This window comes from Idiomarina sp. 28-8, assembly GCF_000320945.2.
Lineage (GTDB): Bacteria > Pseudomonadota > Gammaproteobacteria > Enterobacterales > Alteromonadaceae > Idiomarina > Idiomarina loihiensis.
This window is the reverse complement of record NZ_DF266790.1, coordinates 232,262-257,059: the sequence shown is the minus strand read 5'-3', so window position 1 is coordinate 257,059 and position 24,798 is coordinate 232,262. Positions and strand designations below refer to the sequence as shown.

General features: G+C 46.7%; 22 protein-coding genes and 2 tRNA genes. 4 read left to right on the top strand and 20 right to left on the bottom strand.

Translation table 11 applies throughout. The features are described from left to right. Window positions 1-8 precede the first annotated feature (8 nt). From nusA to rlmE, 10 genes are all read right to left on the bottom strand, one after another. Entirely contained in the window at window positions 9-1,508 is a 1,500-nt protein-coding gene (gene nusA / locus RJ32_RS05950) for a transcription termination factor NusA (RefSeq protein WP_011234220.1), read from the bottom strand. A 26-nt stretch (window positions 1,509-1,534) separates the two neighbouring features. Further along, on the bottom strand, window positions 1,535-1,993 hold the full coding sequence (gene rimP, locus RJ32_RS05945) for a ribosome maturation factor RimP (protein WP_034820147.1): 459 nt from the start codon (window positions 1,991-1,993) through the stop codon (window positions 1,535-1,537). Window positions 1,994-2,169: 176 nt separating this feature from the next. Continuing rightward, window positions 2,170-2,246: transfer RNA gene (locus RJ32_RS05940), tRNA-Met, on the bottom strand. 75 nt (window positions 2,247-2,321) lie between these two features. Next, a tRNA-Leu gene (locus tag RJ32_RS05935) sits at window positions 2,322-2,408 on the bottom strand. A 6-nt stretch (window positions 2,409-2,414) separates the two neighbouring features. After that, window positions 2,415-2,756, bottom strand: coding sequence for a preprotein translocase subunit SecG (secG, locus tag RJ32_RS05930; RefSeq protein WP_034820144.1), 342 nt, complete (start codon window positions 2,754-2,756; stop codon window positions 2,415-2,417). Window positions 2,757-2,760: 4 nt separating this feature from the next. Beyond that, entirely contained in the window at window positions 2,761-3,519 is a 759-nt protein-coding gene (tpiA, locus tag RJ32_RS05925) for a triose-phosphate isomerase (protein ID WP_011234223.1), read from the bottom strand. 87 nt (window positions 3,520-3,606) lie between these two features. Next, window positions 3,607-4,947 carry a phosphoglucosamine mutase gene (gene glmM, locus RJ32_RS05920; protein WP_011234224.1) on the bottom strand — a complete coding sequence of 447 codons (1,341 nt, stop codon included), beginning with the start codon at window positions 4,945-4,947 and terminating at the stop codon, window positions 3,607-3,609. Next, a complete protein-coding gene (folP, locus tag RJ32_RS05915) occupies window positions 4,944-5,759 on the bottom strand; it encodes a dihydropteroate synthase (RefSeq protein WP_034820142.1) in 816 nt (271 codons plus the stop codon). The genes glmM and folP overlap by 4 nt, the downstream gene beginning before the upstream one ends. Window positions 5,760-5,829: 70 nt before the next feature. Continuing rightward, window positions 5,830-7,776 carry an ATP-dependent zinc metalloprotease FtsH gene (gene ftsH, locus RJ32_RS05910; protein ID WP_011234226.1) on the bottom strand — a complete coding sequence of 649 codons (1,947 nt, stop codon included), beginning with the start codon at window positions 7,774-7,776 and terminating at the stop codon, window positions 5,830-5,832. 41 nt (window positions 7,777-7,817) lie between these two features. Continuing rightward, window positions 7,818-8,444, bottom strand: coding sequence for a 23S rRNA (uridine(2552)-2'-O)-methyltransferase RlmE (gene rlmE, locus RJ32_RS05905; RefSeq protein ID WP_011234227.1), 627 nt, complete (start codon window positions 8,442-8,444; stop codon window positions 7,818-7,820). Window positions 8,445-8,535: 91 nt separating this feature from the next. Between rlmE and yhbY the strand changes: the two genes are divergently transcribed. After that, window positions 8,536-8,832, top strand: a complete 297-nt coding sequence (gene yhbY / locus RJ32_RS05900; RefSeq protein ID WP_011234228.1) for a ribosome assembly RNA-binding protein YhbY — start codon at window positions 8,536-8,538, stop codon at window positions 8,830-8,832. Here yhbY and RJ32_RS05895 read toward each other — a convergent pair. The 10 genes from RJ32_RS05895 to grpE all read right to left on the bottom strand — a co-directional run bounded on the left by RJ32_RS05895 (window position 8,807) and on the right by grpE (window position 21,583). Next, window positions 8,807-9,355: a hypothetical protein gene (locus RJ32_RS05895; RefSeq protein WP_011234229.1), complete on the bottom strand. Its 549-nt coding sequence runs from the start codon at window positions 9,353-9,355 to the stop codon at window positions 8,807-8,809. The two genes, yhbY and RJ32_RS05895, sit on opposite strands and share 26 nt — an antisense overlap. Before the next feature lie 158 nt (window positions 9,356-9,513). After that, the gene (greA, locus tag RJ32_RS05890; RefSeq protein ID WP_011234230.1) at window positions 9,514-9,990 is read right to left on the bottom strand and encodes a transcription elongation factor GreA; all 477 of its coding nucleotides are present in this window, start codon (window positions 9,988-9,990) and stop codon (window positions 9,514-9,516) included. Continuing rightward, on the bottom strand, window positions 9,987-13,211 hold the full coding sequence (gene carB, locus RJ32_RS05885) for a carbamoyl-phosphate synthase large subunit (RefSeq protein WP_034820138.1): 3,225 nt from the start codon (window positions 13,209-13,211) through the stop codon (window positions 9,987-9,989). Before carB ends, greA begins: the two co-directional genes overlap by 4 nt. A 58-nt stretch (window positions 13,212-13,269) precedes the next feature. Next, window positions 13,270-14,415, bottom strand: coding sequence for a glutamine-hydrolyzing carbamoyl-phosphate synthase small subunit (gene carA, locus RJ32_RS05880; RefSeq protein ID WP_034820125.1), 1,146 nt, complete (start codon window positions 14,413-14,415; stop codon window positions 13,270-13,272). A 158-nt stretch (window positions 14,416-14,573) separates the two neighbouring features. Then, window positions 14,574-15,380: a 4-hydroxy-tetrahydrodipicolinate reductase gene (dapB, locus tag RJ32_RS05875; protein WP_034820122.1), complete on the bottom strand. Its 807-nt coding sequence runs from the start codon at window positions 15,378-15,380 to the stop codon at window positions 14,574-14,576. Continuing rightward, entirely contained in the window at window positions 15,380-16,612 is a 1,233-nt protein-coding gene (locus tag RJ32_RS05870; RefSeq protein WP_034820119.1) for a dicarboxylate/amino acid:cation symporter, read from the bottom strand. The genes dapB and RJ32_RS05870 overlap by 1 nt, the downstream gene beginning before the upstream one ends. Window positions 16,613-16,740: 128 nt before the next feature. Next, on the bottom strand, window positions 16,741-17,577 hold the full coding sequence (locus RJ32_RS05865; protein ID WP_034820116.1) for a M48 family metallopeptidase: 837 nt from the start codon (window positions 17,575-17,577) through the stop codon (window positions 16,741-16,743). Between the two features lie 49 nt (window positions 17,578-17,626). Then, window positions 17,627-18,781, bottom strand: a complete 1,155-nt coding sequence (dnaJ, locus tag RJ32_RS05860; RefSeq protein WP_034820113.1) for a molecular chaperone DnaJ — start codon at window positions 18,779-18,781, stop codon at window positions 17,627-17,629. 102 nt (window positions 18,782-18,883) lie between these two features. After that, window positions 18,884-20,812, bottom strand: a complete 1,929-nt coding sequence (dnaK, locus tag RJ32_RS05855; RefSeq protein ID WP_034820110.1) for a molecular chaperone DnaK — start codon at window positions 20,810-20,812, stop codon at window positions 18,884-18,886. Window positions 20,813-20,917: 105 nt separating this feature from the next. After that, window positions 20,918-21,583 (bottom strand): nucleotide exchange factor GrpE, encoded by a 666-nt coding sequence (grpE, locus tag RJ32_RS05850; RefSeq protein ID WP_034820107.1) that lies wholly within the window; start codon window positions 21,581-21,583, stop codon window positions 20,918-20,920. A 142-nt stretch (window positions 21,584-21,725) separates the two neighbouring features. Between grpE and nadK the strand changes: the two genes are divergently transcribed. From nadK to RJ32_RS05835, 3 genes are all read left to right on the top strand, one after another. Beyond that, window positions 21,726-22,604 carry an NAD(+) kinase gene (nadK, locus tag RJ32_RS05845; protein WP_034820105.1) on the top strand — a complete coding sequence of 293 codons (879 nt, stop codon included), beginning with the start codon at window positions 21,726-21,728 and terminating at the stop codon, window positions 22,602-22,604. A gap of 80 nt (window positions 22,605-22,684) precedes the next feature. Then, on the top strand, window positions 22,685-24,349 hold the full coding sequence (gene recN / locus RJ32_RS05840; protein WP_034820102.1) for a DNA repair protein RecN: 1,665 nt from the start codon (window positions 22,685-22,687) through the stop codon (window positions 24,347-24,349). 86 nt (window positions 24,350-24,435) lie between these two features. Then, window positions 24,436-24,786 (top strand): outer membrane protein assembly factor BamE, encoded by a 351-nt coding sequence (locus RJ32_RS05835; RefSeq protein WP_034820100.1) that lies wholly within the window; start codon window positions 24,436-24,438, stop codon window positions 24,784-24,786. Window positions 24,787-24,798 lie beyond the last annotated feature (12 nt).

Sequence of the window (24,798 nt, the reverse complement as noted above, 5' to 3'; positions counted from 1 at the left end):
TGATCGTTCTACTGTTCTTCATTGAACCAGCAAATATTGCGAGCTTTCATAATTAAATCGCCAGCCTGCTGTTCATTTAATTCTTCAATATCGGCTAAGTCGTCAACACCCTGTTCCGCTAACTCTTCCAGAGTTGTCACGCCTTTGCTGGCTAATACATAAGCCAGGTGACGCTCCATTCCTTCCAAGTTTAACAGTGTGTCATCTGGTTCAGCCGATTCCAGAGATTCTTCGGTAGCCAGAGCTTTCGTGGTTAAATAAGCACGTGCTCTGCTACGCAATTCTTCTACGATATCTTCGTCCATCCCTTCAATATCAAGGAATTCTGCAACCGGGACATAAGCCACTTCTTCAAGTGAAGAGAAGCCTTCATCAACCAGTACATTTGCAAAATCTTCATCGATATCTAAAGTCGACACGAATAAGTTCAATAGACGCTGAGTTTCAGCTTCATTTTTTTCGTTGAACTCATCTTCGGTCATAACATTCAGCGTCCAGCCAGTTAGCTGGCTGGCCAGGCGAACGTTCTGACCACCTTTACCAATAGCTTGAGCCAGGTTATCTGCCGCAACCGCAATATCCATAGTATGTGCATCTTCATCCACAACTATAGACGCTACTTCAGCAGGCGCCATCGCGTTAATGACGTACTGTGCCGGGTTATCATCCCAAAGCACAATATCTACGCGCTCGCCACCAAGCTCACCGGATACCGCCTGAACTCGTGCACCGCGCATACCAACGCAAGCCCCAACAGGGTCTATACGCTTATCGTTACTCTTAACCGCAATTTTAGCACGCGAACCCGGATCTCGGGCAGCACCGCGTAGCTCAATCATCTCTTCGCCTATTTCAGGCACTTCGATACGGAACAATTCCAACAAGAAGTTAGGATTGGTTCTGCTTACAAATAACTGTGCTCCACGAGCTTCTGGACGAACGTCATAGAGCAAACCGCGAATGCGATCACCTGGACGCACCGATTCACGCGGTAACATTTCGTCACGATAAATAATCGCTTCCGCGTTATTACCTAAATCCAGAATAACGTGTTCCCGATTCGCACGCTTAACAATACCGCTGACCATTTCACCCACTTGCTCACGGTATTCATCAACAACCTGAGCTCGTTCGGCTTCACGTACTTTTTGTACGATAACTTGTTTTGCAGTCTGGGTCGTAATACGGTCGAACTGTATCGAATCGATTTGCTCTTCTACGTAGTCACCGGCCTGTACCGATGGATCTTCGTATTGCGCTGCCGACAAGCTTATTTCACGGTAAGGATGTTCTAATCCAGAATCCGTGTCTTCAACGACTAACCAACGACGGAATGTATCAAATTCGCCGGTGGTACGATCGATATCAATACGAACTTCAATATCGCCGTCGTACTTCTTTTTGGTCGCATGAGCCAATGCTGACTCTAACGCTTCAAATATTTTTTCGCGTGGTACTGCTTTTTCGTTTGAAACCGCTTCTGCGACTAACAGTATTTCTTTACTCATGAGTGCTGCCTCGCCAACGCAATCTTTTAATCAAATGCCGGAACCAGGTGAGCGTTTTTCACATCACGCATATTCACCTGAAGAGTATCGTTATCAACGGCAAGGGTCAGTTCTTCACCCTCAACCGCAATCAATTCTGCCTTAAATTTTCTTTTGTTTTTTTGCGCCGCTACTAACTCAAAAGCAACGGTTTCATTTATATAAGGCTGCATTTGTTCGGCATTAAAAAACGGTCTTTCCATTCCCGGAGAGGACACTTCCAGGTTGTATTCAACATTAATAGGGTCTTCAACATCCAGCAGTGAACTGACCTGATAACTCACTTCTGCACAGTTATCCACACTGATACCTTCCGGATGATCGATATATACCCGTAATGTTGAAAACTTACCGGCGCGAATAAACTCTACGCCCCACAATTCAAACTCCAGCGCTTCTACCGCTGGGCGAATTATATCGGTTAACCGTTCTTGCAAATTTGCCAATTACTGCCTCCTGAAACAAAAAAAGGGCGCAAGCGCCCAGTGTTCTGGCTATCCTAAGATAGCTAAGGCCGCATAGCAAAAAGCCCCGAGCTGCTGCGGGGCTTTCTGAACACTGGACCCTTTGTCAGTTATTTTAGCAAAAGCGACGCCTTAATGCGAAACGCTGCTACTAAAATTGGTTGCGGGGGCAGGATTTGAACCTACGACCTTCGGGTTATGAGCCCGACGAGCTACCAGACTGCTCCACCCCGCGTCCGAAACTTGTTGCACATTATACGTATTTTTCGTTTATTTTCAACCTCTGAGGCAACAATCAGAGAGCTAATTTTGGTGCAGAAGGCGGGACTTGAACCCGCACGCCCGTAAGAGCACTACCCCCTCAAGGTAGCGTGTCTACCAATTCCACCACTTCTGCAAAATCTTAGTCAATTGGCGGCACGTCAGATTCAGACTCTGACTTATCATCCGCTGGAGGTAACTCTTGCTCTTCAGCCGGAACTGAAAGGTCTGAGAAGTCATTTGACGACTCATCAGTAGAGGTCGATAAGTTACCCAATACCAGGCTCAGAATGAAAAACACTACCGCTAACCCGGCTGTTGCCCGGGTCAGGAAGTTACCTGAACCTGATGAACCAAAAACAGTGTTCGATGCGCCTGAGCCAAAAGATGCGCCCATGTCTGCGCCTTTGCCTTGTTGCAGCATAATAAAGCCAATTAAGACCAAAGCGACAACGAGAAATGCGATCATCAAAATTTCGTACATAATTTTACCCTTGAGCAGCTTGGCAAATAGCAACAAAATCTGATTCTTTCAGACTTGCGCCACCTATCAGGCCGCCATCAATGTCTTTTTGCGCAAATAATTCGGCAGCGTTGTCAGCTTTAACTGAGCCGCCGTACAATAACGGCATTTTCTCACCAATCGCGCCAAATTGCTCTACCAGTAACGCTCTTAATTTTGCATGAACGTCCTGTGCTTGTTCTGGTGAAGCCGTTTCTCCAGTACCAATTGCCCAAACAGGCTCATAGGCCAAAACAATTTTACCGGCTTGCTCCTTAGGAAGATCAGCTAAAGCCGCTTGCGCTTGCTGTGCTACAACTTCCCAGGTGTTTCCCTCATCGCGTTGTGCTTTATTCTCACCAACACAAATCACCGCTGTCATACCGGCATTAACCGTAGCCAAGGCTTTCTCATTCACCATTTTGTCGGTTTCTGCGAACAGCTGCCGACGTTCTGAATGTCCCACTAACACATAGCTAACACCAAACTCTTGTAGCTGTGCGGTTGAGATTTCGCCGGTAAAGGCACCACCAGTGTGTTCAGATACATTCTGAGCACCAATGGCAATGTCATCGTAATAACATTGATTAGCCAGCTCGCCAATAAGGGTGAACGGAGGACAAATGACTAACTTAACTTGCTGAAGCTGATTAAGTTTTTCCCGCAAAGCCGCCGACATTGTTTTCGTTAGCTCGCGATTTCCGTTCATTTTCCAATTTGCAATCACTAGTGATGCATTAGGCATAGTTTGTCCTCTACTCCAGAGCGCGGGAATAGTAGCGAAACACTCGCCAACTTACAAGCGAGATTTTCACCACTATCCGCTAACTGTTTAATTTGTAGCCGCTTCGACCTCGTTCGCAATTTGCTGAGCAAAGGCTTTTACCTTAGCTTCGTTCTCACCCTCGACCATTACGCGAATTAAAGGTTCAGTGCCAGACTTACGTAATAAGACCCGACCAGTGCCTGCTAAAGCGCTCTCAACTTCACGAACAACGCTTTTCACATTTTCTGATTCCAGCGGCTGTTTATCGCTCTCAAAGCGGACATTAATAAGTACTTGCGGCAGCTTATGAAAGTCGCAGCTCAGTTTCTCCAGAGACTTTTGTTCCTGATACATAGCTGCCAACACCTGCAGGCCAGCTATAATGCCGTCCCCAGTAGTGTGATGCTGACGGTTTATAACATGGCCGGAGTTCTCTCCCCCCAGATACCAGTCACGCTTAACCAGTTCCTCAATAACATAGCGGTCGCCGACTTTCGCCCGAACGAATGGAATACGCCGTTTATCCAGCTCCTTCTCCAAAGCAAAGTTGGTCATCAAAGTACCAACAACCCCGCCCTGAAGCTGTCCCTGATTCTGCGCAGTAACAGCGAGCATATAAAGAATTTCGTCGCCATCAATGGGGCGTCCGTTTTCAGTCACCATCATGATACGATCGCCATCACCGTCAAGCGCTATGCCAAGGTCGGCTTTGGTTTCCAGCACTTTATTCTGCAATGCCGTTAAGTGCGTTGCACCACACTCTTTATTAATATTCAGTCCATTGGGCTGCGTGCCTATTTCGGTCACTTCAGCACCAAGTTCCCGAAGCACATTAGGCGCAATGTGGTAAGTAGCGCCATGGGCGCAGTCAACCACGATGTGAAGCCCTTCCAGCGTCATTTCGTTGGGGAATACGCTTTTACAAAACTCAATATAACGTCCTGCGGCATCATTAATGCGTTTTGCCCGCCCTAACTCTTCGGAAATAACGCAGTCCATAGGCTCGTCTAACAAACGTTCAATTTCCAGCTCAACCGCGTCAGGAAGCTTGTGTCCGTTATCAGCAAAAAACTTAATACCATTATCATAATATGGGTTATGAGAGGCGCTAATCACGATTCCGGCAGCAGCTCTGAATGTGCGTGTAAGATAAGCAATTCCGGGAGTGGGCATAGGACCTAAGAAGTCCACGCCAACACCAGCAGCGGCTAAACCAGCCTCCAGTGCTGACTCAAGCATATAACCAGAAACCCGGGTGTCTTTGCCCACTAATACGCGACTGGTACCCTTAGCGGCTAGTACACGCCCAGCGGCCCAGCCAAGCTTTACGGCAAATTCAGGGGTTATCGGGAATTGCCCGACACGTCCGCGCACGCCATCAGTGCCGAAATATTTACGCTCACTCAAAGGTGTTCTCCTTCTATAGTTGCTGCAACCACTTTCATCGCATCAACTGTCTCCTTAACATCATGAACGCGAATTATACGTGCTCCTTTCATTGCTGCAATGGTTGCAGCCGCTAAACTGCCTGCTAAGCGATCTTTTACTTCACGTCCAGTAACATGACCTATCATGCTTTTTCGCGACATTCCCACCAATAACGGCAACTGCAATTCGTGAAACGCCTGCAAACGTTGCAATAACTGGTAGTTATGTCGCTGCGACTTGCCAAAACCAAAACCAGGATCCAACCAAATCCTCTCGCGTTCGATACCCGCTTTTTCACACGCTATAACACGCTCTTGCAAAAAAGTCTTAACGTCGCAAACAACATCATCATAATTAGGGTTGTGCTGCATACTTCGTGGCTCACCCTGCATGTGCATCAGACACACTTCTGCGTTTGTCGCTGCCAGCGCTTCCAGAGCACCTTTCTCACGCAAGGCATTCACATCATTAATTATATTGGCGCCAACTTCTATCGACTCTGTCATGACTTTGGGTTTGGTTGTGTCCACCGAAATAGCAACATCAAAACGGTCTCTTACCGCCTTTACCAAAGGAACAACTCTGTCCAACTCTTCCTGTTCAGCAACCGAATAAGCACCAGGGCGGGTTGACTCCCCACCAATGTCCACAATGTCAGCGCCGTCTTTGATCAGCTGTGCAATGTGGTCTATTGCATCATTTAGGCGGTTGTACTCACCCCCGTCTGAAAATGAGTCCGGAGTGACATTAACAATTCCCATAACTCGCAACGGCTTTGGATTTTTCGGCATGGCTTAGCTCCGCTAATAACTGTGTCCTACAAAAAAGCCACCTCGCGGTGGCTTTTTAAAAGAATCAACGTTAAGAAGTTGCATCCCCGGGTTTATCAACATTAATGGGGCGGTCCGGACGTTCTTCGGTGTTCTCTGCCTTAGCAGCCCCACCGTCAGAATCGTTACCACCACTGTCTCTGTCATCCCAGTCTTTTGGCTGACGAACATCGCGACGGTTCATCAAGTCATCAATTTGGTCGGCATCAATAGTTTCATAGCGAACTAATGCGTCCTTCATTGAATGCAAAATATCTTCGTTTTCTTCCAGCAGCTTTTTCGCTCGCTGATAATTACGGTCGATAACTGACTTCACTTCTTCATCAATAGCGCGCGCAGTGTCATCTGACATGTGCTTGTGCTGGGTTACCGAGCGACCGAGGAATACTTCATTTTCATCTTCGGCGTACAGCAACGGCCCCATTTTCTCCGACAGTCCCCACTGGGTAACCATTTTACGAGCAATTTCAGTTGCACGTTCAATGTCGTTAGAGGCGCCGGTGGTCACTTTATCGTTACCATAAATAATGGCTTCTGCGAGACGTCCACCGAATAAGCTTGAAATCATACTTTCAAGATGCTGTTTACTGTGGCTGACACGATCCTGCTCTGGCAGATACATGGTCACACCCAGTGCGCGGCCTCGTGGAATAATCGATACTTTGTAGACTGGATCATGTTCTGGCACAAGGCGACCAACAATGGCGTGGCCGGCTTCGTGGTAAGCGGTCATCGCTTTTTCATCATCCGTCATAACCATTGAGCGGCGCTCTGCACCCATCATGATCTTGTCTTTTGCTTTATCAAATTCTTCCATTGAAACGACGCGCTTGTCGCCCCGGGCAGCAAATAGCGCAGCTTCGTTAACTAAGTTCGCTAAGTCCGCACCAGAAAAGCCGGGTGTACCACGAGCAATCACTGACGGTTTAACGTCATCACCCAATGGTACTTTACGCATGTGCACTTTAAGAATCTGCTCACGACCACGAACATCCGGTAAACCAACGATAACCTGACGGTCAAAGCGGCCGGGACGCAATAATGCAGGATCTAAGACATCTGGACGGTTAGTAGCGGCAATAACGATAATGCCTTCATTACCTTCAAAGCCATCCATTTCAACCAGCATTTGGTTCAATGTCTGCTCACGTTCATCGTGGCCACCACCGAGTCCGGCACCACGTTGGCGACCCACGGCATCAAGCTCATCAATAAAGATAATGCATGGCGCAGATTTTTTCGCTTGTTCAAACATGTCACGAACACGGGAAGCACCGACACCAACAAACATCTCAACGAAGTCTGAACCGGAAATGCTGAAGAACGGTACTTTTGCTTCGCCCGAAATAGCTTTTGCCAGCAGGGTTTTACCCGTACCCGGAGGGCCGACCATAAGAACGCCTTTCGGTATTTTGCCACCCAGACGCTGAAACTTAGAAGGGTCTTTCAGATAATCCACAAGCTCTGAGACTTCTTCTTTGGCCTCATCACAACCGGCTACGTCTTTGAAGGTTGTTTTTGATTGCTCTTCATTCATTAGCTTGGCTTTGCTTTTACCAAACGACATAGCCCCACGGCCGCCACCGCCCTGCATCTGACGCATGAAGAATATCCATACACCGATTAACAGTAGCATCGGGAACCACGAAATAAAGATAGATGCCAGAATACTCTGCTCTTCTGGCGGAGTACCTTGTGTTTCTACATCGTTTGCCAACAAATCATCCAGAATTTTTGGATCATATTGAGTTGGTACAACGGTTTTATAAGATTGACCATTGCGAGTCATACCTGAAATAGTGCGTCCATCATCACCAAATTCAGCACGACGAATGTTGCCATTATTAACCTGAGATACAAATTCGCTGTATACCATGGTTGATGATGACGTTCCGCTCGGACTGAAGCTCTGAAAAACGCTCATCAGTACGACAGCTATCACAAGCCACAAGATGAGATTCTTTGCCATATCGCTCAAAGCCTATTACCTCTATTAAAAATCAACTACCCAACAGGGTACTACAGTTTATAGTCTGTCGCTACCAAGTAGACCTCTCTCGAACGTGCTCTTGAGGACTCTGGTTTTCTCGTTTTCACATCATTAAACGCTGCTCGTACATCTTTCAGGAAAGATTCAAAACCTTGCCCCTGAAACACTTTGACGGCAAAACTTCCACCTGGTTTCAAAACCTGATGGCACATGTCCAGCGCCAGCTCAACCAAGTACATAGAACGCGCCTGGTCTACCGTGCCATTACCGCTCATATTAGGTGCCATGTCAGACAGCACCACATCCACATTTTTACCACCAATACGCTCTAATAAAGCCTCCAGTACCGATTCTTCACGAAAATCTCCCTGAAGAAAATCGACTCCGGCGATTGGGTCCATCGCTAAAATATCACAAGCAATGATTTGACCGTCGCCGTTAAAGTAGTCGGCCACGTACTGTGACCACCCACCTGGGGCTGCTCCTAAATCAACGACGGTTTGACCTTTTTTGATCAGTTTGTCCCGTTTTTGTATTTCTTCCAATTTAAAAACAGCGCGGGAGCGTAATCCCTTCTTCTGTGCTTTTTGGACAAACTGATCGTCAAAATGTTCTTTCAGCCAGCGCTGACTACTCACACTGCGTTTTTTTCCCATGATTTAACGAAGTTTCCTTAATTGTCTGGCCTGAATACCTGATCTGGCGTTACAATGTTAAAAAATCAAGCTCTAAAACGGATATTATCGAATGTCATTAAGTAATAAGCAAAAACAGCATTTAAAAGGTTTAGCACATCCGCTTAAACCCGTCGTACTACTTGGGGCTAACGGCCTTACTGAAGGTGTTCTTGCAGAAATTGAGCAAGCACTTGACCACCATGAACTGATTAAAATAAAAGTTCCGGAAGAAGATCGCGAGCTCAGAAAGCAAATTATGGCAACCATTGTACATGAAACCGGTGCCGCTGAAGTGCAAATTATCGGTAAAACACAAGTGATATACCGTGCTGCAGAAGAACCTAAGATTCGTCTTCCTCGCGGGTAATTCTTTGAATCGCAGGCTTAAGAGCTAATGCTTTTGCGACTAACTCTAATGCCTGCGATTTCTCCATCCACTTATCTGTAGTGGAAAAATACGCATCCAGCATCAAAGTCATACATTGTTCATCATCTTGCAGCCCGTAGGCTTTCAATAGCGGCTCTATCTTTTTGTGCGCTTTTAAAAACTCAATTCGCCGTTTGCGTTCTTCCTCTACCACGCTGCTCTTAACGTAATCGCCCTGAGTATAAGCGTAGCTGGGTTCGTGCAAGGTATAACCCGGAGCAAAAAACCAGTTAAGAGAAATTCTTTCTTGCAGTAGTTTCCGAATAATTTCGGCAAAAGGTAATTTGTTACTACGTTTCCAGTTGGCATAATCGTTGGCGTTGCGGCCTAACCACACAGAAACATCTTTATAAGTTGCCTTTTGTGAAATGAGCTTTAAACGTTCGAAGCACTCCGTGACGCTAAGTTCATCAAGGGGTGTATGCTGAAAAGTGTTAAATGATAGTGACTGTTCCTTGTCCATTGTCATCTTCTCTTGTAAATTTAATGTTAGAAAAAAGATAAGAGCAAACTATACAATAGATAGTATAAAAAACAAACAGGAATGTATTTGAAAAGCTAATAAAAAGAAAAAGGCTGGTAAACTTACGTTTCCAGCCTTTTATACACTCATTTTTGATATTACTTATATTGTACTGCAACAACCTCGTATTCAACTTCACCGTTAGGTGTCGTTACTGTCGCAATATCATCAATTTCTTTACCAATAAGCGCACGCGCAATGGGTGAATTCACAGAAATTAAGTTTGATTTAATATCCGCTTCATCATCGCCAACTATTTTATAAGTAACTTCTTCGTCCGTTTTCGTGTTGTAAACGGTGACTGTGGAGCCAAAAATAACTTTGCCGTTATTTGGTACCTTAGTTACATCAATAATCTGTGCGTTGGAAAGCTTGGATTCAATTTCCTGAATACGGCCTTCGCAAAAACCTTGCTGTTCACGCGCTGCATGATATTCCGCATTTTCTTTTAAATCACCATGCTCGCGAGCATCAGCAATAGCTTCAACAATGCGCGGACGCTCTACCGTTTTTAAACGTTTAAGCTCATCACGTAATAATTGCGCGCCATGTTCCGTCATTGGAATCTGGTTCATATTAACGATACCCTTTTATGTAATTCTTGTACCGAGCTCACCCGAGCCCGATCATCCGCTGTATTTGCTTTTACTGTCGCAAACGCAGCATTCAATGTTGTGGTGTAAATAACTTTATTCAATAGTGCTTCGCGGCGAATATAGACCGAGTCTTCAATCGCCTGACGGCCTTCTACTGTATTTATAATATAGCAATATTCGCCGTTTTTAATCGCATCAACAATATTTGGACGGCCTTCTTGCAGTTTATTTACAATACTGCAGTCAATACCTTCTTCGCCAAGCATTTTGGCTGTACCGCGCGTTGCTTCTAAACTAAAGCCTAATGCCAATAAGCCGCGGGCTAAGTCCATCAAGCGTTGCTTGTCACTGTCTTTTACAGAAATGAGTGCTTTACCTTTTTTGGCCAACGCTTCGCCGGCACCCAGGTTGGCTTTCGCATAAGCTTCTTCAAAGCTTTCACCCACACCCATAACTTCACCGGTTGAACGCATTTCAGGTCCGCGAATCGGATCCACGCCCTGAAATTTTGCAAAAGGAATAACCACTTCTTTCACCGAGTAATACGGTGGAATAATTTCTTTTACATAGCCCTGCTCTTGCAGTGACTGGCCAACCATTACCCGCGCTGCCACTTTGGCTAACGGCACACCTGTTGCTTTAGAAACAAAAGGTACGGTTCGAGCAGCTCTTGGGTTTACCTCAATCAGATAAATTTCATCGTCTTTAACCGCAAACTGCGCATTCATCAAGCCATTCACATTCAATTCAAAGGCTAGCTTACGCATTTGTTCACGTAATTGAGCCTGAATAATGTCACTCAATGAGTACGGAGGTAATGAACACGCAGAGTCACCTGAGTGAACACCGGCTTCCTCTATATGCTGCATAATGCCGCCAATTAGCACGTCGGTACCATCGCAGATGGCATCAACGTCCACTTCTATCGCGTTATCAAGAAAACGATCCAGCAGTACCGGTGCGTCGTTTGACACTTTGACCGCGTCAGTCAAATAACGTTGCAGGTCGGCTTCGTCATAAACGATTTCCATCGCACGGCCACCCAACACATAAGATGGGCGCACGACTAAAGGATAGCCGATACGTTTTGCTTCAGTTAATGCTTCGTTAAAGCCTGTGACTGTTGAGTTCTCGGGCTGCTTCAGCCCTAAACGACGCACTGCAGTCTGAAATCTTGAGCGATCTTCAGCTCTGTCAATAGCGTCAGGCGACGTACCGATAATCGGCACGCCATTAGCCTCAAGCTCACGCGCCAGCTTCAACGGAGTCTGACCACCGTATTGAACAATAACCCCTTTAGGCTTTTCAATACGGACAATTTCAAGGACATCTTCGAGAGTAATAGACTCAAAGTATAGACGATCTGAAGTGTCATAATCGGTGGATACGGTTTCCGGATTACAGTTCACCATAATGGTTTCATAACCGTCTTCACGCAGCGCCAGCGAGGCATGCACACAGCAATAATCGAACTCAATGCCCTGCCCTATACGGTTTGGTCCGCCACCAATAACCATAATTTTGTCATTGTCCGTCGGCGCTGCTTCGCATTCTTCATCGTAGCTTGAATACATATAAGCTGTGCCAGAGGCGAATTCAGCCGCACAGGTATCAACACGTTTGTAAACGGGATGAATTTTATACTTATAACGCTTTTTACGAACTTCTGCTTCACTCACATGCAGAACATCGGCTATACGGGAGTCAGCAAAACCACGACGTTTCAGCACCGTCATCACGTCTGCGGTGAGCCCGGCTAAACCAAGTTCATCAACCTCTTTTTCAAGGTCGACAAGCTCTTCAATTTGAATCAGATACCACTCATCTATACGCGTTAGTTCAAAGACTTCGCGTACCGTCATACCTAAGCGGAAAGCGTCGGCGATATACCAAATACGCTCTGCACCCGGTTCTTTTAATTCACGGATAACTTTTGAACGGGCATCTTTAGCTTCTAAGTCCACAATAGGGTCAAAACCTGAGGCTCCAAGCTCCAGACCACGCAATGCTTTTTGCATTGACTCCTGGAAGTTACGGCCAATAGCCATCACCTCACCAACCGACTTCATTTGTGTGGTCAGCCGGTCATTACAGTTAGCAAATTTTTCAAAGTTAAAGCGCGGTATTTTTGTGACCACGTAATCTAATGCAGGCTCGAAAGACGCGGGCGTTTTGCCGCCGGTTATTTCGTTCTCAAGTTCATCAAGCGTGTATCCAACGGCCAGTTTCGCTGCAACCTTAGCAATTGGGAAGCCTGTAGCTTTTGATGCCAAAGCAGATGAACGCGAGACCCGTGGGTTCATCTCGATAATGACCATACGCCCGGTGTCCGGATTAACACCGAACTGTACGTTTGAACCACCAGTTTCCACACCAATTTCGCGCAGAACGGCCATGGCCGCATCACGCATTAGCTGGAATTCTTTGTCTGTCAACGTCTGGGCAGGCGCAACCGTAATTGAGTCACCGGTGTGAATACCCATAGGGTCAAAGTTTTCAATAGTACAAACAATGATGCAGTTATCGCTTTTATCGCGCACAACTTCCATTTCGTACTCTTTCCAGCCCAGTAGCGACTCGTCAATTAACAACTCATTGGTTGGCGACAAGTCCAGACCCCGGCGGCAAATTTCTTCAAACTCTTCGCGGTTATAGGCAATACCGCCGCCACTGCCGCCCATAGTGAAGGATGGTCGGATAATGCAAGGGAAACCCAGTCGGCTAAGCACATCAAAGGCTTCATCAAGACTATGAGCCATTTCAGCATTTGGTGTCTCAAGTCCAATCGCTTTCATCGCTTTGTCGAAGCGATCACGGTTTTCCGCTTTATCAATCGCATCGGCATTAGCGCCAATCATTTCAACCTTGTAGCGTTCCAGCACACCGTGGCGGTCTAAATCCAGCGCACAGTTCAACGCGGTTTGGCCACCCATGGTCGGTAACACCGCATCCGGACGCTCACGCTCAATAATTTTCTCTACTACTTCCCAGTGAATTGGCTCGATATAAGTTGCATCGGCCATTTCCGGGTCAGTCATAATGGTAGCAGGGTTAGAATTTACCAAAATGACTCGGTAACCTTCCTCGCGCAGCGCTTTGCACGCTTGAGCGCCGGAGTAATCAAACTCACAGGCCTGGCCGATAACAATAGGGCCTGCACCCAGAATCAGAATGCTTTTAATGTCGGTACGTTTTGGCATAAAGTCGCTCTATCTGTCCTTTCGCTACGGATGACGGCATCGAATATCATTCGACGAATCAGGCTTTGGCCTGCATCAATTCAATAAATTGGTCAAACAGTTCACTGGCATCGTGCGGCCCAGGGCTTGCTTCAGGGTGCCCCTGAAAACTAAAGGCCGGCTTATCTTTGCGGCGAATACCCTGCAATGTGCCATCGAACAAAGACACGTGAGTCACTTCCAGGTTATCCGGCAGCTGCTTTTCATCAACGGCAAAGCCATGGTTCTGACTGGTAATCATCACCCGTTTCGTTTTTAAATCTTGTACCGGGTGGTTAGCGCCGTGATGACCAAACTTCATTTTCATGGAGTGCGCGCCACTGGCAATAGCCAATAATTGATGACCAAGGCAAATACCAAAAATTGGAATGTCTTTATCCAATAAGGCTTTGATTGCTGTGATCGCGTAATCGCAAGGCTCAGGGTCGCCCGGACCATTCGATAGGAAAACCCCATCGGGTTTTAATGCCAGTACATCCTCGGCCGACGTTTGAGCCGGTACGACTGTAATCTTACAGTTTCGGTCTGCCAGCAAACGCAGAATGTTGTGTTTACAACCATAGTCGTAAGCGACTACATGGTATTTATTCTGCTCTGGTTTGGTGTGGCCTTCGCCAAGCTGCCAGCTGCCGCCCTGCCAGTCGTAAGGCTTATCGCAGCAAACTTCTTTCGCAAGGTCCATTCCTTTTAAGCCCGGAAACTTCTGAGCCAGTTCCTGCGCTTTATTTTCATCCAGCTCGCCAACCATAATGCAGCCATTTTGCGCACCTTTCTCGCGCAGAATGCGAGTTAAACGACGCGTATCAATATCTGCAATGCCCACCACATTGTGACGTTGCAAGTAAGCGCTTAGCGTTTCCTCACTACGGAAATTGCTGGCTTTCATTGCCAAATCTCTAATGATAAGTCCTTTCGCCCAAACCTGATCAGACTCTGCGTCTTCAGAGTTAATACCGGTATTGCCTATATGGGGATAAGTGAGAGTAACGATTTGTTCTGTATAAGATGGGTCAGTAAGAATTTCCTGGTAACCTGTCATGGCCGTGTTGAAGACCACTTCGCCGACTGCAGAGCCTTCGGCTCCGATAGCGGTTCCGCGAAACACGGTCCCGTCAGCAAGCACCAGAATCGCTCGTTTAGCGGATTGACTCGCTAGAATACTCAAGGGCAACCTCCGTACATAAAAAAACGGGTAAATCAATAATTTGACTTCCCCGTCTTGCGTCCTGAACCGCGCGTTTTGCCAAATCACGCCAGCCTTCGGACTGATTCAGGCAAATTCTCGCCATTCTACGAAATATTACGAAAATCGTCCAGCAGTATTTATTGCTTGAGCATGCGTTGCAGTATGTCCTGCAAATTTAAGGTGTCCTGCAGGCTATAAAAACCGGGCGCTTGTTCTTCAAGCCATTTGGCGGCACGTAAGGCTCCGTCGGCAAAAGTTTTTCGATTGCTGACACGATGTCCAATCTCAATTCGTTCACCCGCGACCGCCAGCGTAACCTGATGTTCACCGATAATATCCGCTGCCCGCATTACAGAAAAACCTATACCCTCTTCGCTGCGCAGTCCATCAGCGCGAATACCATCGTTAACCTGATCCCAGCTTTGCTGTCGGCCTTTCGCTGCAGCCTGTCCCAAACTCAGTGCGGTTCCCGACGGGCCGTCTTTTTTGTGTCGGTGATGCGCCTCAAAAATTTCAATGTCGGCATTAGGTAATGCTGCACTGCTTATACCAACCAGCTGTTCCAGCAAAGCGATGCCGATGCTGGTATTACTAGCATACAATACCGGTACAGTCTCGGCTGCCTGTGCCAGCCGTTCTTTCTGTTCTTCGTTTAACCCCGTAGTGCAAACAACAATAGGTAATTGATATTGTTCAGCAAGCTTCAGGTTTTCAGTGAGTGCTTCAGGCAAAGAAAAATCAATAAGGACATCAACCTGCTCGGGCTGCAATTCGTCGGCGCTAATAAAATGAACGGGCTCGTTCTCTGTCGCACTGTCGCCGTAACTGTTACTGCTTTTTCTGACAATGGCTGCACCCAGCTTAGCTTCGTTATCGTCCGCCAAAGCCTTAATAACCGCTTGTCCCATTCTGCCTGAGGCTCCGAATACGCCCACATTGATCATTATTTTGACTCCGTCGCTAAATGAGTTTGATCCTGCAACAGGTTTTCACTACGCGCAACAACTCTAGAAACCATCATATCGCCGGTCACATTAGTCAGGGTTCGGGCCATATCAATGATGCGGTCAATAGCAGCGATAAACGCAATGCCTTCTAAAGGCAACCCAATAACATTAAGGGTAACAGTTAACATTACCAGAGCAGTACCCGGTACGCCCGCAGTTCCCACCGAAGCCAGCGTTGCTGTTAGCATGATCAAACCATAATCCATCCACTCTAACGGTATTCCGTAGAGCTGCGCAATAAAAATAGAAGCAACAGCCGGATAAATACCACCGCAACCGTCCATATTAATGGTGGCGCCTAAAGGCAAAACGAAGCTGGCGTAATCCTTCGAAACCCCCAAACGTTCGGTGACAGCCCGGTGCGCTGCCGGTAATGAGCCAAACGAACTGCACGTGGTAAAGGCGACTATCTGTGCGTCAAATATCGCTTTGAAAAACTGCCAGGGGCTCATACCGCCAGCAGTGCGAATTAAACCGCCGTAAACCACCACAATATGGATAAGACAAGCCAAATAAATAACACCAACAAACTTCGCCAGGGGCAGTAAGGTACTAAAACCGTATTCACCAATAACCCAGGACATTAAACCAAGCACACCAACAGGCGTTAACTGCAACACCATGCGGGTAATTTCATACATGACTTCGGCGCCTGATTTTATCGTCTTGCGCAAAGGCTCGCCCTTGTCTTTTAAGCGTTGAATAGCAATACCAACCAAAGCAGCAAAAACAACGATTTGCAGCACATTACCTTCGGTTAAAGCAGCAAAAGGATTACTCGGCACAAAATTGAGGAAAACCTGGGCTATACCGGGAATTTGCTTTTCGTTTTGCTCCGTTGCGGTCAACGTAGCTGCAGGGCTCATGTCAATTAAACTGGCCAGAGTTAAGCCAATAGCACTGGCAATCACCGCGGTCAGCATAAATAAACCTATGGTTTTAGCACCCAAGCGGCCTAATTTTTTTCCATCATTCAAATCCGTAATGGCACTGACAATGGCACAGAAAATAAGCGGCGCGACCAGCATTTTAATGGCTTTTATAAATAAATCGCCAAGAGGCTTAAGCGCAACTCCAACTTCAGGAGCCAGTCCACCTATGAGCATGCCTAATACAAAGGCACCTAAAACACGTTGCCAAAATGGAATTGCAAACCACGCTTTAAACATAATTCCCCAGCCGCTTTATAAAAATGGGAGCTAGGGTAAAACTTTAAGGATAAGGGCAAAAAGAATAAATTGAACTAGGTTATAACCTTTTGAAAGGCAGAGGGAACAGGATCATTCCCTCTGTTACTTTATTTGTCTGAACTGCCGACCGAAGCAGGCCGTTGACAGGCTGGTGTTTTTCCGGCGGCACGAGCCGCAGAATAACGCTCTTGCAACGAAGGGATCAGCGCTTCAAGATCTTTAATACGAGTTTTTGGATTCGGGTGAGTCGACAACAGCTCAGGCGGCGATTCACCGTCTGAAGCCGATTGCATATTGCGCCAAAGCTCAGGTGCCTCTTCCAGCTTGAAGCCAGCGTCGGCCATATATTCCATACCCAGTTCATCCGACTCTGATTCATGGGTGCGTGAATAAGGTAGCAGAATACCAACCTGGGCTCCTACACCTAACGCGGCCATCAATAAACCGGCTTTATCATTGTCCAACTGAGTACTGGCAAGGATACCACCAAGCTGCAAACCAAGCCCTACCATCATATTACTGGAAATGCGCTCGTTACTGTGTTCCGCAATCACGTGGCCAATTTCATGCCCGATAACCGCAGCAAGCTGATGTTGATTTTCGGCAACTTCTATCAAGCCGTCGTATACGCCAATATAACCACCAGGTAGAGCAAAAGCATTAACAGTAGGCTCTGCAAAAACAGTCACTTGCCAGTCCATATCACTATAGTTTCCCGGCAAGTTTTCAACTAATGCATTGCTGATACAACGCACATAAGCATTGACCTCAGCATCATCATTAATTTTTTGCTCTTCGCGCATTTCTTCGTAGGAGGCAGCCCCCATTTTATTCAACTCGCTATTTGAATAAAGTTGCAACTGCGAGCGGCCCGTCGGAGATTTAGCACAACTGGCTAATACCGCCAACATGCAGGCGCTTAACGTCACGGTCTTCCAATTCATTGACTGCCTCCGGTCTTTTTTATCATGCACTTATATAGTGATAGACAATCTAGCTACGTAAGTCATCAAAGAATTGTTTCACGCCGTCGAAAAAACCTTTTTCTTTGGGTCGGAATTTTGCAGCTTCATCGCCGGTACCCATTGAATCCTCGAGTTCTTCTAACATGTCACGTTGCTTAGATGACAGATTTACCGGGGTTTCAATCACCACTTTGCAAATTAAGTCGCCAACTTCACCCGTGCGGACTGACTTAACGCCTTTACCACGTAACCGGAAATGTTTACCCGTTTGTGTTTCTTTAGGCACTTTCAGTTTTACTTTGCCATCTAAGGTTGGCACTTCAATGTCGCCACCCAGAGCAGCTTTAGTGAAACTGACAGGCACTTCACAGAACAAGTTATTGCCGTCGCGGGCAAAAATAGGATGCTCCCGTACGTGAACCTGAACATACAAATCACCCGCAGGCGCTCCGTGCTCACCGGCCTCACCTTCATTCGCTAAACGAATGCGATCGCCGGTATCAACGCCGGCCGGGATCTTAACCGACAAGGTTTTTGTCTCTTCTTTACGGCCATGCCCATGACATGTGCGGCAAGGATCTTTAATAATCGTACCTGTACCACGGCATTGAGGACAGGTTTGCTGCACAGCAAAAAAGCCCTGGCGCATCTGAATCTGACCTGAACCATGACAATGACCACAGGTTTGCGGCTTACTGCCTTTCTTCGCGCCACTGCCGTTACAGTCTCGACATTCCACTAAGGTAGGAATTTCGAGCTCAACAGTTTTACCGCGAACCGCTTCTTCCAGCGACATATCAAGGTTGTAGCGCAAATCTGCACCGCGTTGCGCGCGAGCTTGCTGACGTCTGCCACCGCCAAAAATATCACCGAAGACATCACCAAAGATATCAGCAAAATCAGCACCGCCACCGCCGAATCCGCCTGCACCATGGCCAGCTCCGCCCTGGCGTGCCTGTTCGAAAGCTTCATGCCCATATTGATCATACATCTGGCGTTTCTGAGGATCAGAAAGAACTTCGTACGCCTGCTTAATCTCTTTAAACTTAATTTCCATATCTTTATCACCCTCGGTTCTGTCCGGGTGATACTTCATCGCCATACGTTTGTAGGCTTTTTTAATGTCACGTTCATTGGCGTCTTTCGATACGCCCAGAACCTGATAAAAATCTTGCGTCGCCATAATTTCTTCGTCTTCTATCTGTGCTGTTTGTCAGCCTGATACAAATACACGGGTATTACCTTTCGGCAACACCCGTGTGCTTTTGCGAAGTTGCCTTGATGCTTACTTCTTATCGTCGTCTTTGACTTCTTCAAATTCAGCATCAACAACATCATCATCCGCTTTGGAAGACTGTTGTTCACCGCCAGCTGCACTTTCAGCACCTTGCTGTGCCTGTTGCTGCTGAGCCGCTTCCATCAGTTTCTGTGATGCTTCCATTAACGCCTGAGATTTCGCATCAATGGCTTCTTTGTCGCCATCTTTAGCAGCCTGCTCTAACTCTTCACAAGCTTTCTCAATGGCGTCTTTGTCTTCCTGAGACAAGGCATCGCCAACTTCTTTCAGTTGATTACGAGTTGCGTGAACCAAACCATCAGCTTGGTTACGTGCCTGCACCATTTCTTCAAACTTCTTATCTTCTTCAGCGTGCGCTTCTGCATCTTTAACCATCTTATCGACTTCGGATTCATCCAGACCAGAAGACGCTTTAATGGTTATCTTCTGCTCTTTGCCGGTATCTTTATCTTTAGCCGATACGTGCAGAATACCGTCCGCGTCAATGTCGAAAGTGACTTCAATTTGCGGTACACCGCGTGCCGCAGCACGAATACCTTCGAGGTTAAACTGACCCAGCGACTTGTTGTCTGCTGAACGTTTACGCTCGCCCTGCAGTACATGGATAGTCACCGCAGACTGGTTATCTTCAGCCGTTGAGAAGGTTTGCGACTCTTTAGTAGGAATCGTTGTGTTCTTCTCAATCAGTTTCGTCATAACCCCGCCCATGGTTTCAATACCCAGCGACAGCGGGCATACGTCCAGCAGCAGTACGTCTTTAACGTCACCTTGCAGTACACCGGCCTGAACCGCAGCACCAACGGCAACCGCTTCATCAGGGTTAACATCGCGGCGTGGTTCTTTACCAAAGAAGTCAGTTACAGCAGCCTGTACTTTCGGCATACGAGTCTGACCACCCACCATGATGATGTCCTGAATGTCACTGACAGACAGATCAGCATCCGCTAGCGCCTGTTTCAGTGGCTCAAGTGACTTCTTAATCAAGTCTTCAACCAGCGACTCCAGTTTCGCACGGGTCACTTTAATGGCCATGTGCTTAGGACCGGTGTTGTCTGCCGTAATGTAAGGCAGGTTCACTTCGGTCTGCTGCGCAGATGACAGTTCAATTTTTGCTTTCTCGGCAGCTTCTTTTAAGCGCTGCATCGCCAGCGGATCTTTACGCAGATCAATGCCCTGATCTTTTTCAAACTGCTCAACTAAGTAGTTAATCAAGCGGTTATCAAAGTCCTCACCACCTAAGTGCGTATCACCATTAGTCGCCAGTACTTCGAAGGTGTGTTCGCCTTCAACTTCATCAATTTCAATAATTGAGATATCGAACGTACCACCACCTAAGTCATACACAGCAATCACATTGTCGCCGGACTTCTTGTCCATACCGTATGCTAAAGCAGCTGCTGTCGGCTCGTTAATAATACGTTTGACGTTAAGACCCGCGATTTTACCGGCGTCTTTTGTTGCCTGACGCTGAGCATCGTTAAAGTACGCCGGTACAGTAATTACCGCATCCGTTACTTTCTCGCCCAGAAATTCTTCCGCTGTCTTTTTCATCTTTTTCAGGACTTCAGCAGAAATTTGTGGTGGCGCTTTTTTGTCACCATCAATTTCTACCCATGCGTCACCATTGTCAGCCTTAACAATTTTATAAGGCATGATGCCTATATCACGCTGTACTTCTTCGTCCTGAAAGCGACGGCCAATAAGGCGCTTAATAGCAAACAGTGTTTTGTTTGGGTTGGTTACTGCCTGGCGTTTTGCCGGTGAACCTACCAAAATTTCGCCATCGTCAGTAAATGCAACTACTGACGGAGTTGTACGGTCGCCTTCGCCGTTTTCAATAACGCGAGCTTTGCCACCATCCAGTACAGCAACGCAAGAGTTTGTTGTACCTAAATCTATACCAATCGTTTTACCCATGATTCGTCTCCAACTTCTGATTCATGTAATTTGTTTCGTTACCCCTTATCTGGGGTGCCTATGTTCGAATTTCAATACCCAACACAGGGATAATTTTCGATTTTGTTACGCTTTTGTGTCGACACCAGAGTTCGAATTACGCGCAACCATTACCATTGCCGGACGCAACAGGCGTCCATTCAGCTCGTAGCCTTTTTGCATTACCGCCATAATGGTGTTGTTCGGATGTTCATCAGATTCCTGCATCGACATGGCCTGGTGTTGATCCGGATTAAAGGCTTCGCCTTCAGCACCAATTGCTTTTACGCCAAATTTTTCCAGCGTTGAGGTTAAGCTTTTATAGGTAAGCTCAATCCCTTCTACAAAGTTTTTGTTCGCTTCATCTTCTTTATCAGCCAGCTGTAAAGCACGTTCCAGGTTATCTACCGAAGTCAGTATTTCATTAGCAAACTTCTCCAGCGCAAACTTATGTGCTTTTTCAACATCCTGACTGGCCCGGCGACGCACGTTTTCCATTTCAGCCTGAGTGCGTAGTACCGAGTCGCGTTGATCATTCACTTTCGCTTCTGCTTTACTTAAAGCCAATTCCAGTTCAGCAATGCGATCCGTTTGATCCGATGACTGTCCCGCAGTTTCTGCTTCGTCAACTGCTACGTCTTGTTGCAACGCCTCTTCAGCTGCCTGTGCGGCTTCCTGTTCAGCTTTTTGCTGCTCTACAGTCGGCTCATCAGCCGCTTCATTTTTCTGTTTCGAATCGTTTTTATCGGTCATAAGTGACTCTCTTTAACCAGTTTAAAATTAAGGTTGCAGGATTAATGGGGGCAAGTTTTTTTCTTTCAAGGGGATTTCTCTTACTTGATAAATTTTCTTGCTCATCGTAGCGTAAGCACACGAACGCATAAGGATCCCGTTAATGAGCGCTTTTACAAAGATTGGGTTACTCGGCAAGGCCGACGATCGCGGTACCCAGTTAACTTTAGAAACAATTACCACGGCTTTAATTCATCGTGGTTTTGCGCTGTGTCTGGAGGCACGTACGGCGGAGCAATTAAACCTGCCGGAAGAGGTTGAGACGCTGAGCCTGCCGGACTTAGGTGAATGGGCCGAAATTGCTATTGTCGTCGGTGGTGATGGCAACATGCTGGGTGCTGCCCGCGCCTTATGTGAATATGATATCGGTGTTATCGGCGTCAATCGCGGCAATTTGGGCTTTTTAACCGACTTAGACCCTGACGAAGTTATGACGCCTTTGTTGTCGGTACTCAATGGAGACTACCACGTAGAGGAACGTTTCCTGCTCTCAGCTGAAGTCATTAACAAAGGCAGCTCATCAGGTACCGGCAGAGCAATTAATGAAATTGTTCTGCACTCAGACAAAGTCGCGCATATGATAGAGTTTGAACTCTATGTAAACGACCATTTTGTTTTTAGTCAACGCTCTGATGGTTTAATTTGCGCCACACCAACCGGCTCTACCGCCTATTCATTATCAGGCGGCGGCCCTATTTTGCATCCCGGCCTGGACGCAATGACTCTGGTGACTATGTTTCCCCATACTTTAAGCAGTCGCCCAATTGTCGTCGACGGTAACAGTGAAGTCAGATTAAAGGCCGCTTTTGACAATGACTTGCTGCAAATCAGTTGCGATGGGCATGTCAGGATGACAGTTCACCCGGGCGACGATGTCATTATAAAAAAATACCCGAAAGCCTTACGTATGATTCATCCGATTGACCACAACTACTACCACGTATTACGCAATAAACTGGGCTGGGGTAGTCGACTTTTTTAAAAGGGATACTTGCATTTCGACGTAACTACTGTATAAATACTGTATAACCTGTATATATCAACAGTATTGGAGCGAAGATTATGTTATCCCAATTAACTATTCGCAACTTTGCAGTCGTTAAATCTTTAGACATTGAATTTCACAACGGCATGACCGCTATCACCGGTGAAACCGGCGCCGGTAAATCTATAGCTCTGGATGCCTTGAGCCTTTGCCTGGGTAGTCGGGCCGATGCTAACTGGGTTCGTCCGGGCCAGGAAAAAGCGGAAATTACAGCTGTTTTCGCTTTAGAAGATGCCAGCCCCGCCCATCAGTGGTTAACTGAAAATGAGTTTGATGCTGATGATGACTGCGTTTTACGTCGGGTTATTCAGCGCGACGGACGCTCCAAAGCATGGATTAACGGAACACCGGTTCCCGTCAGTCAGCAAAAATCCCTGGCACCTCTGTTAGTTAACATTCATGGTCAGCACGAACACCAATTATTGTTAAAAGAAGAGCATCAATTAACGCTACTCGATAGCTACGCCCGCCATCAGCACTTATTAGACAAAGTCCAGCAAGACTATAAAAACTGGGCTTCAGTTGAGAAGCAATATCAGAGCTATCAGCAACAAAAAGAAGAACTGGAAGCCCAGCGTCAATTACTTGAATATCAGGTTAACGAGCTGAATGAGTTTGCTCTGGAAGATGGTGAATTCGAAGAACTGGAGCAAAAACACAAACGCTTAAGTAACAGCAAGGTTTTACTCGAAGCCGGTGTGTTTGCTTTAAATGCTCTTTACGAAGGGGAGCACAATAACGCGTCCAGCCTGGTTCAGTCAGCCAGCCAACGCTTAGCTGAAGCTGAAGAGATGGATACCGCGCTTTCTCCTATTAACCAGTTACTGCAACAGGCGAAAGTACACATTGAAGAAGCGGCGCTTGAATTACGCCAGTATCAGGACGACTTAGAGCTCGACCCGGGCGAACTCCAGATTATAGAAGCCCGCTTAAGCGCCGCTATTCATTTAGCGAAGAAGCACCAGATACCCGGCTCGGAACTGAGCCAGCAACACAAGAAGTTAATGGATGAGCTTGATAATCTGGAACAAGCCGGTGAACAAGCTGAGAAGCTTGACGAAGACCGGCAGCAGGCTCGCAAAGTTTACCGTGAGAGTGCCCTTAAGCTTTCCACAAGCCGCGAGCAGGCAGCTGCGGAATTAAGTCAAAAAATAAGCAGCTCAATGCAAGAGTTGAATATGCCGCATGGTCGTTTTGTTATTCAGGTTGAACATGATGCCAGCGCCCGAGCTACCCGACTGGGTACCGATGAGGTCGAGTTTCTGGTAACAACCAACCCGGGACAACCCATACAGGCGCTGAATAAAGTCGCTTCCGGGGGTGAACTTTCGCGAATTAGCCTTGCCATACAGGTGATGACAGCGACACAGAAAACGGTTCCTACCATGATGTTTGATGAAGTTGATGTCGGCGTCAGCGGCCCCACGGCATCAATAGTGGGATCTATGCTTCAGGCTTTGGGGAAAACCTCTCAGGTTATTTGTGTTACCCATTTACCACAAGTCGCGGCTAAAGCTCATCAACAATTGCAAGTGAGCAAGTCAACTGATGGAGCCGAAACTGAAACTGCGGTGGTTGCATTATCTAAAGAACAGAGAGTTATCGAACTGGCGCGTTTATTAGGTGGCGACAAAGTCACCGACATGGCAAAAGCTAATGCGAGGGAATTACTCGCCAGTTAAATTCGTTCTATACTGGCGTTCGAGTAAGTCATTGTTTATCATCGACGCCAATACAATCAATTGAGATTAATTTTAATAGGTATTTCATGTCAAGATTTGGAGTTTTTCTAGTTGCCGTTATAACCTTAAATGGCTGTTCTCTTCTCGATGAAATGGTATATCGTATTGATATCCCACAAGGAAATTACCTTGAACAGGAAGATGTCGACAAGTTGCGGGTGGGAATGACTGAAGAGCAAGTTGTCTTTGTGCTGGGAACCCCTGTTGCGCAGAACAGCTTTGACTCTGACCGCTGGGTATACCTTTATAAAATGGATCCCAATTCAGGTGAAGATTACCGTAAAGAGCTGGTACTTACCTTCAATGACAAGCGTTTGCAGGATTTTAAAGGCGACTTTGATAAACCAGAAGACTTTAATCAGGCACTGGACCAGTAACTCGCCTCGAAA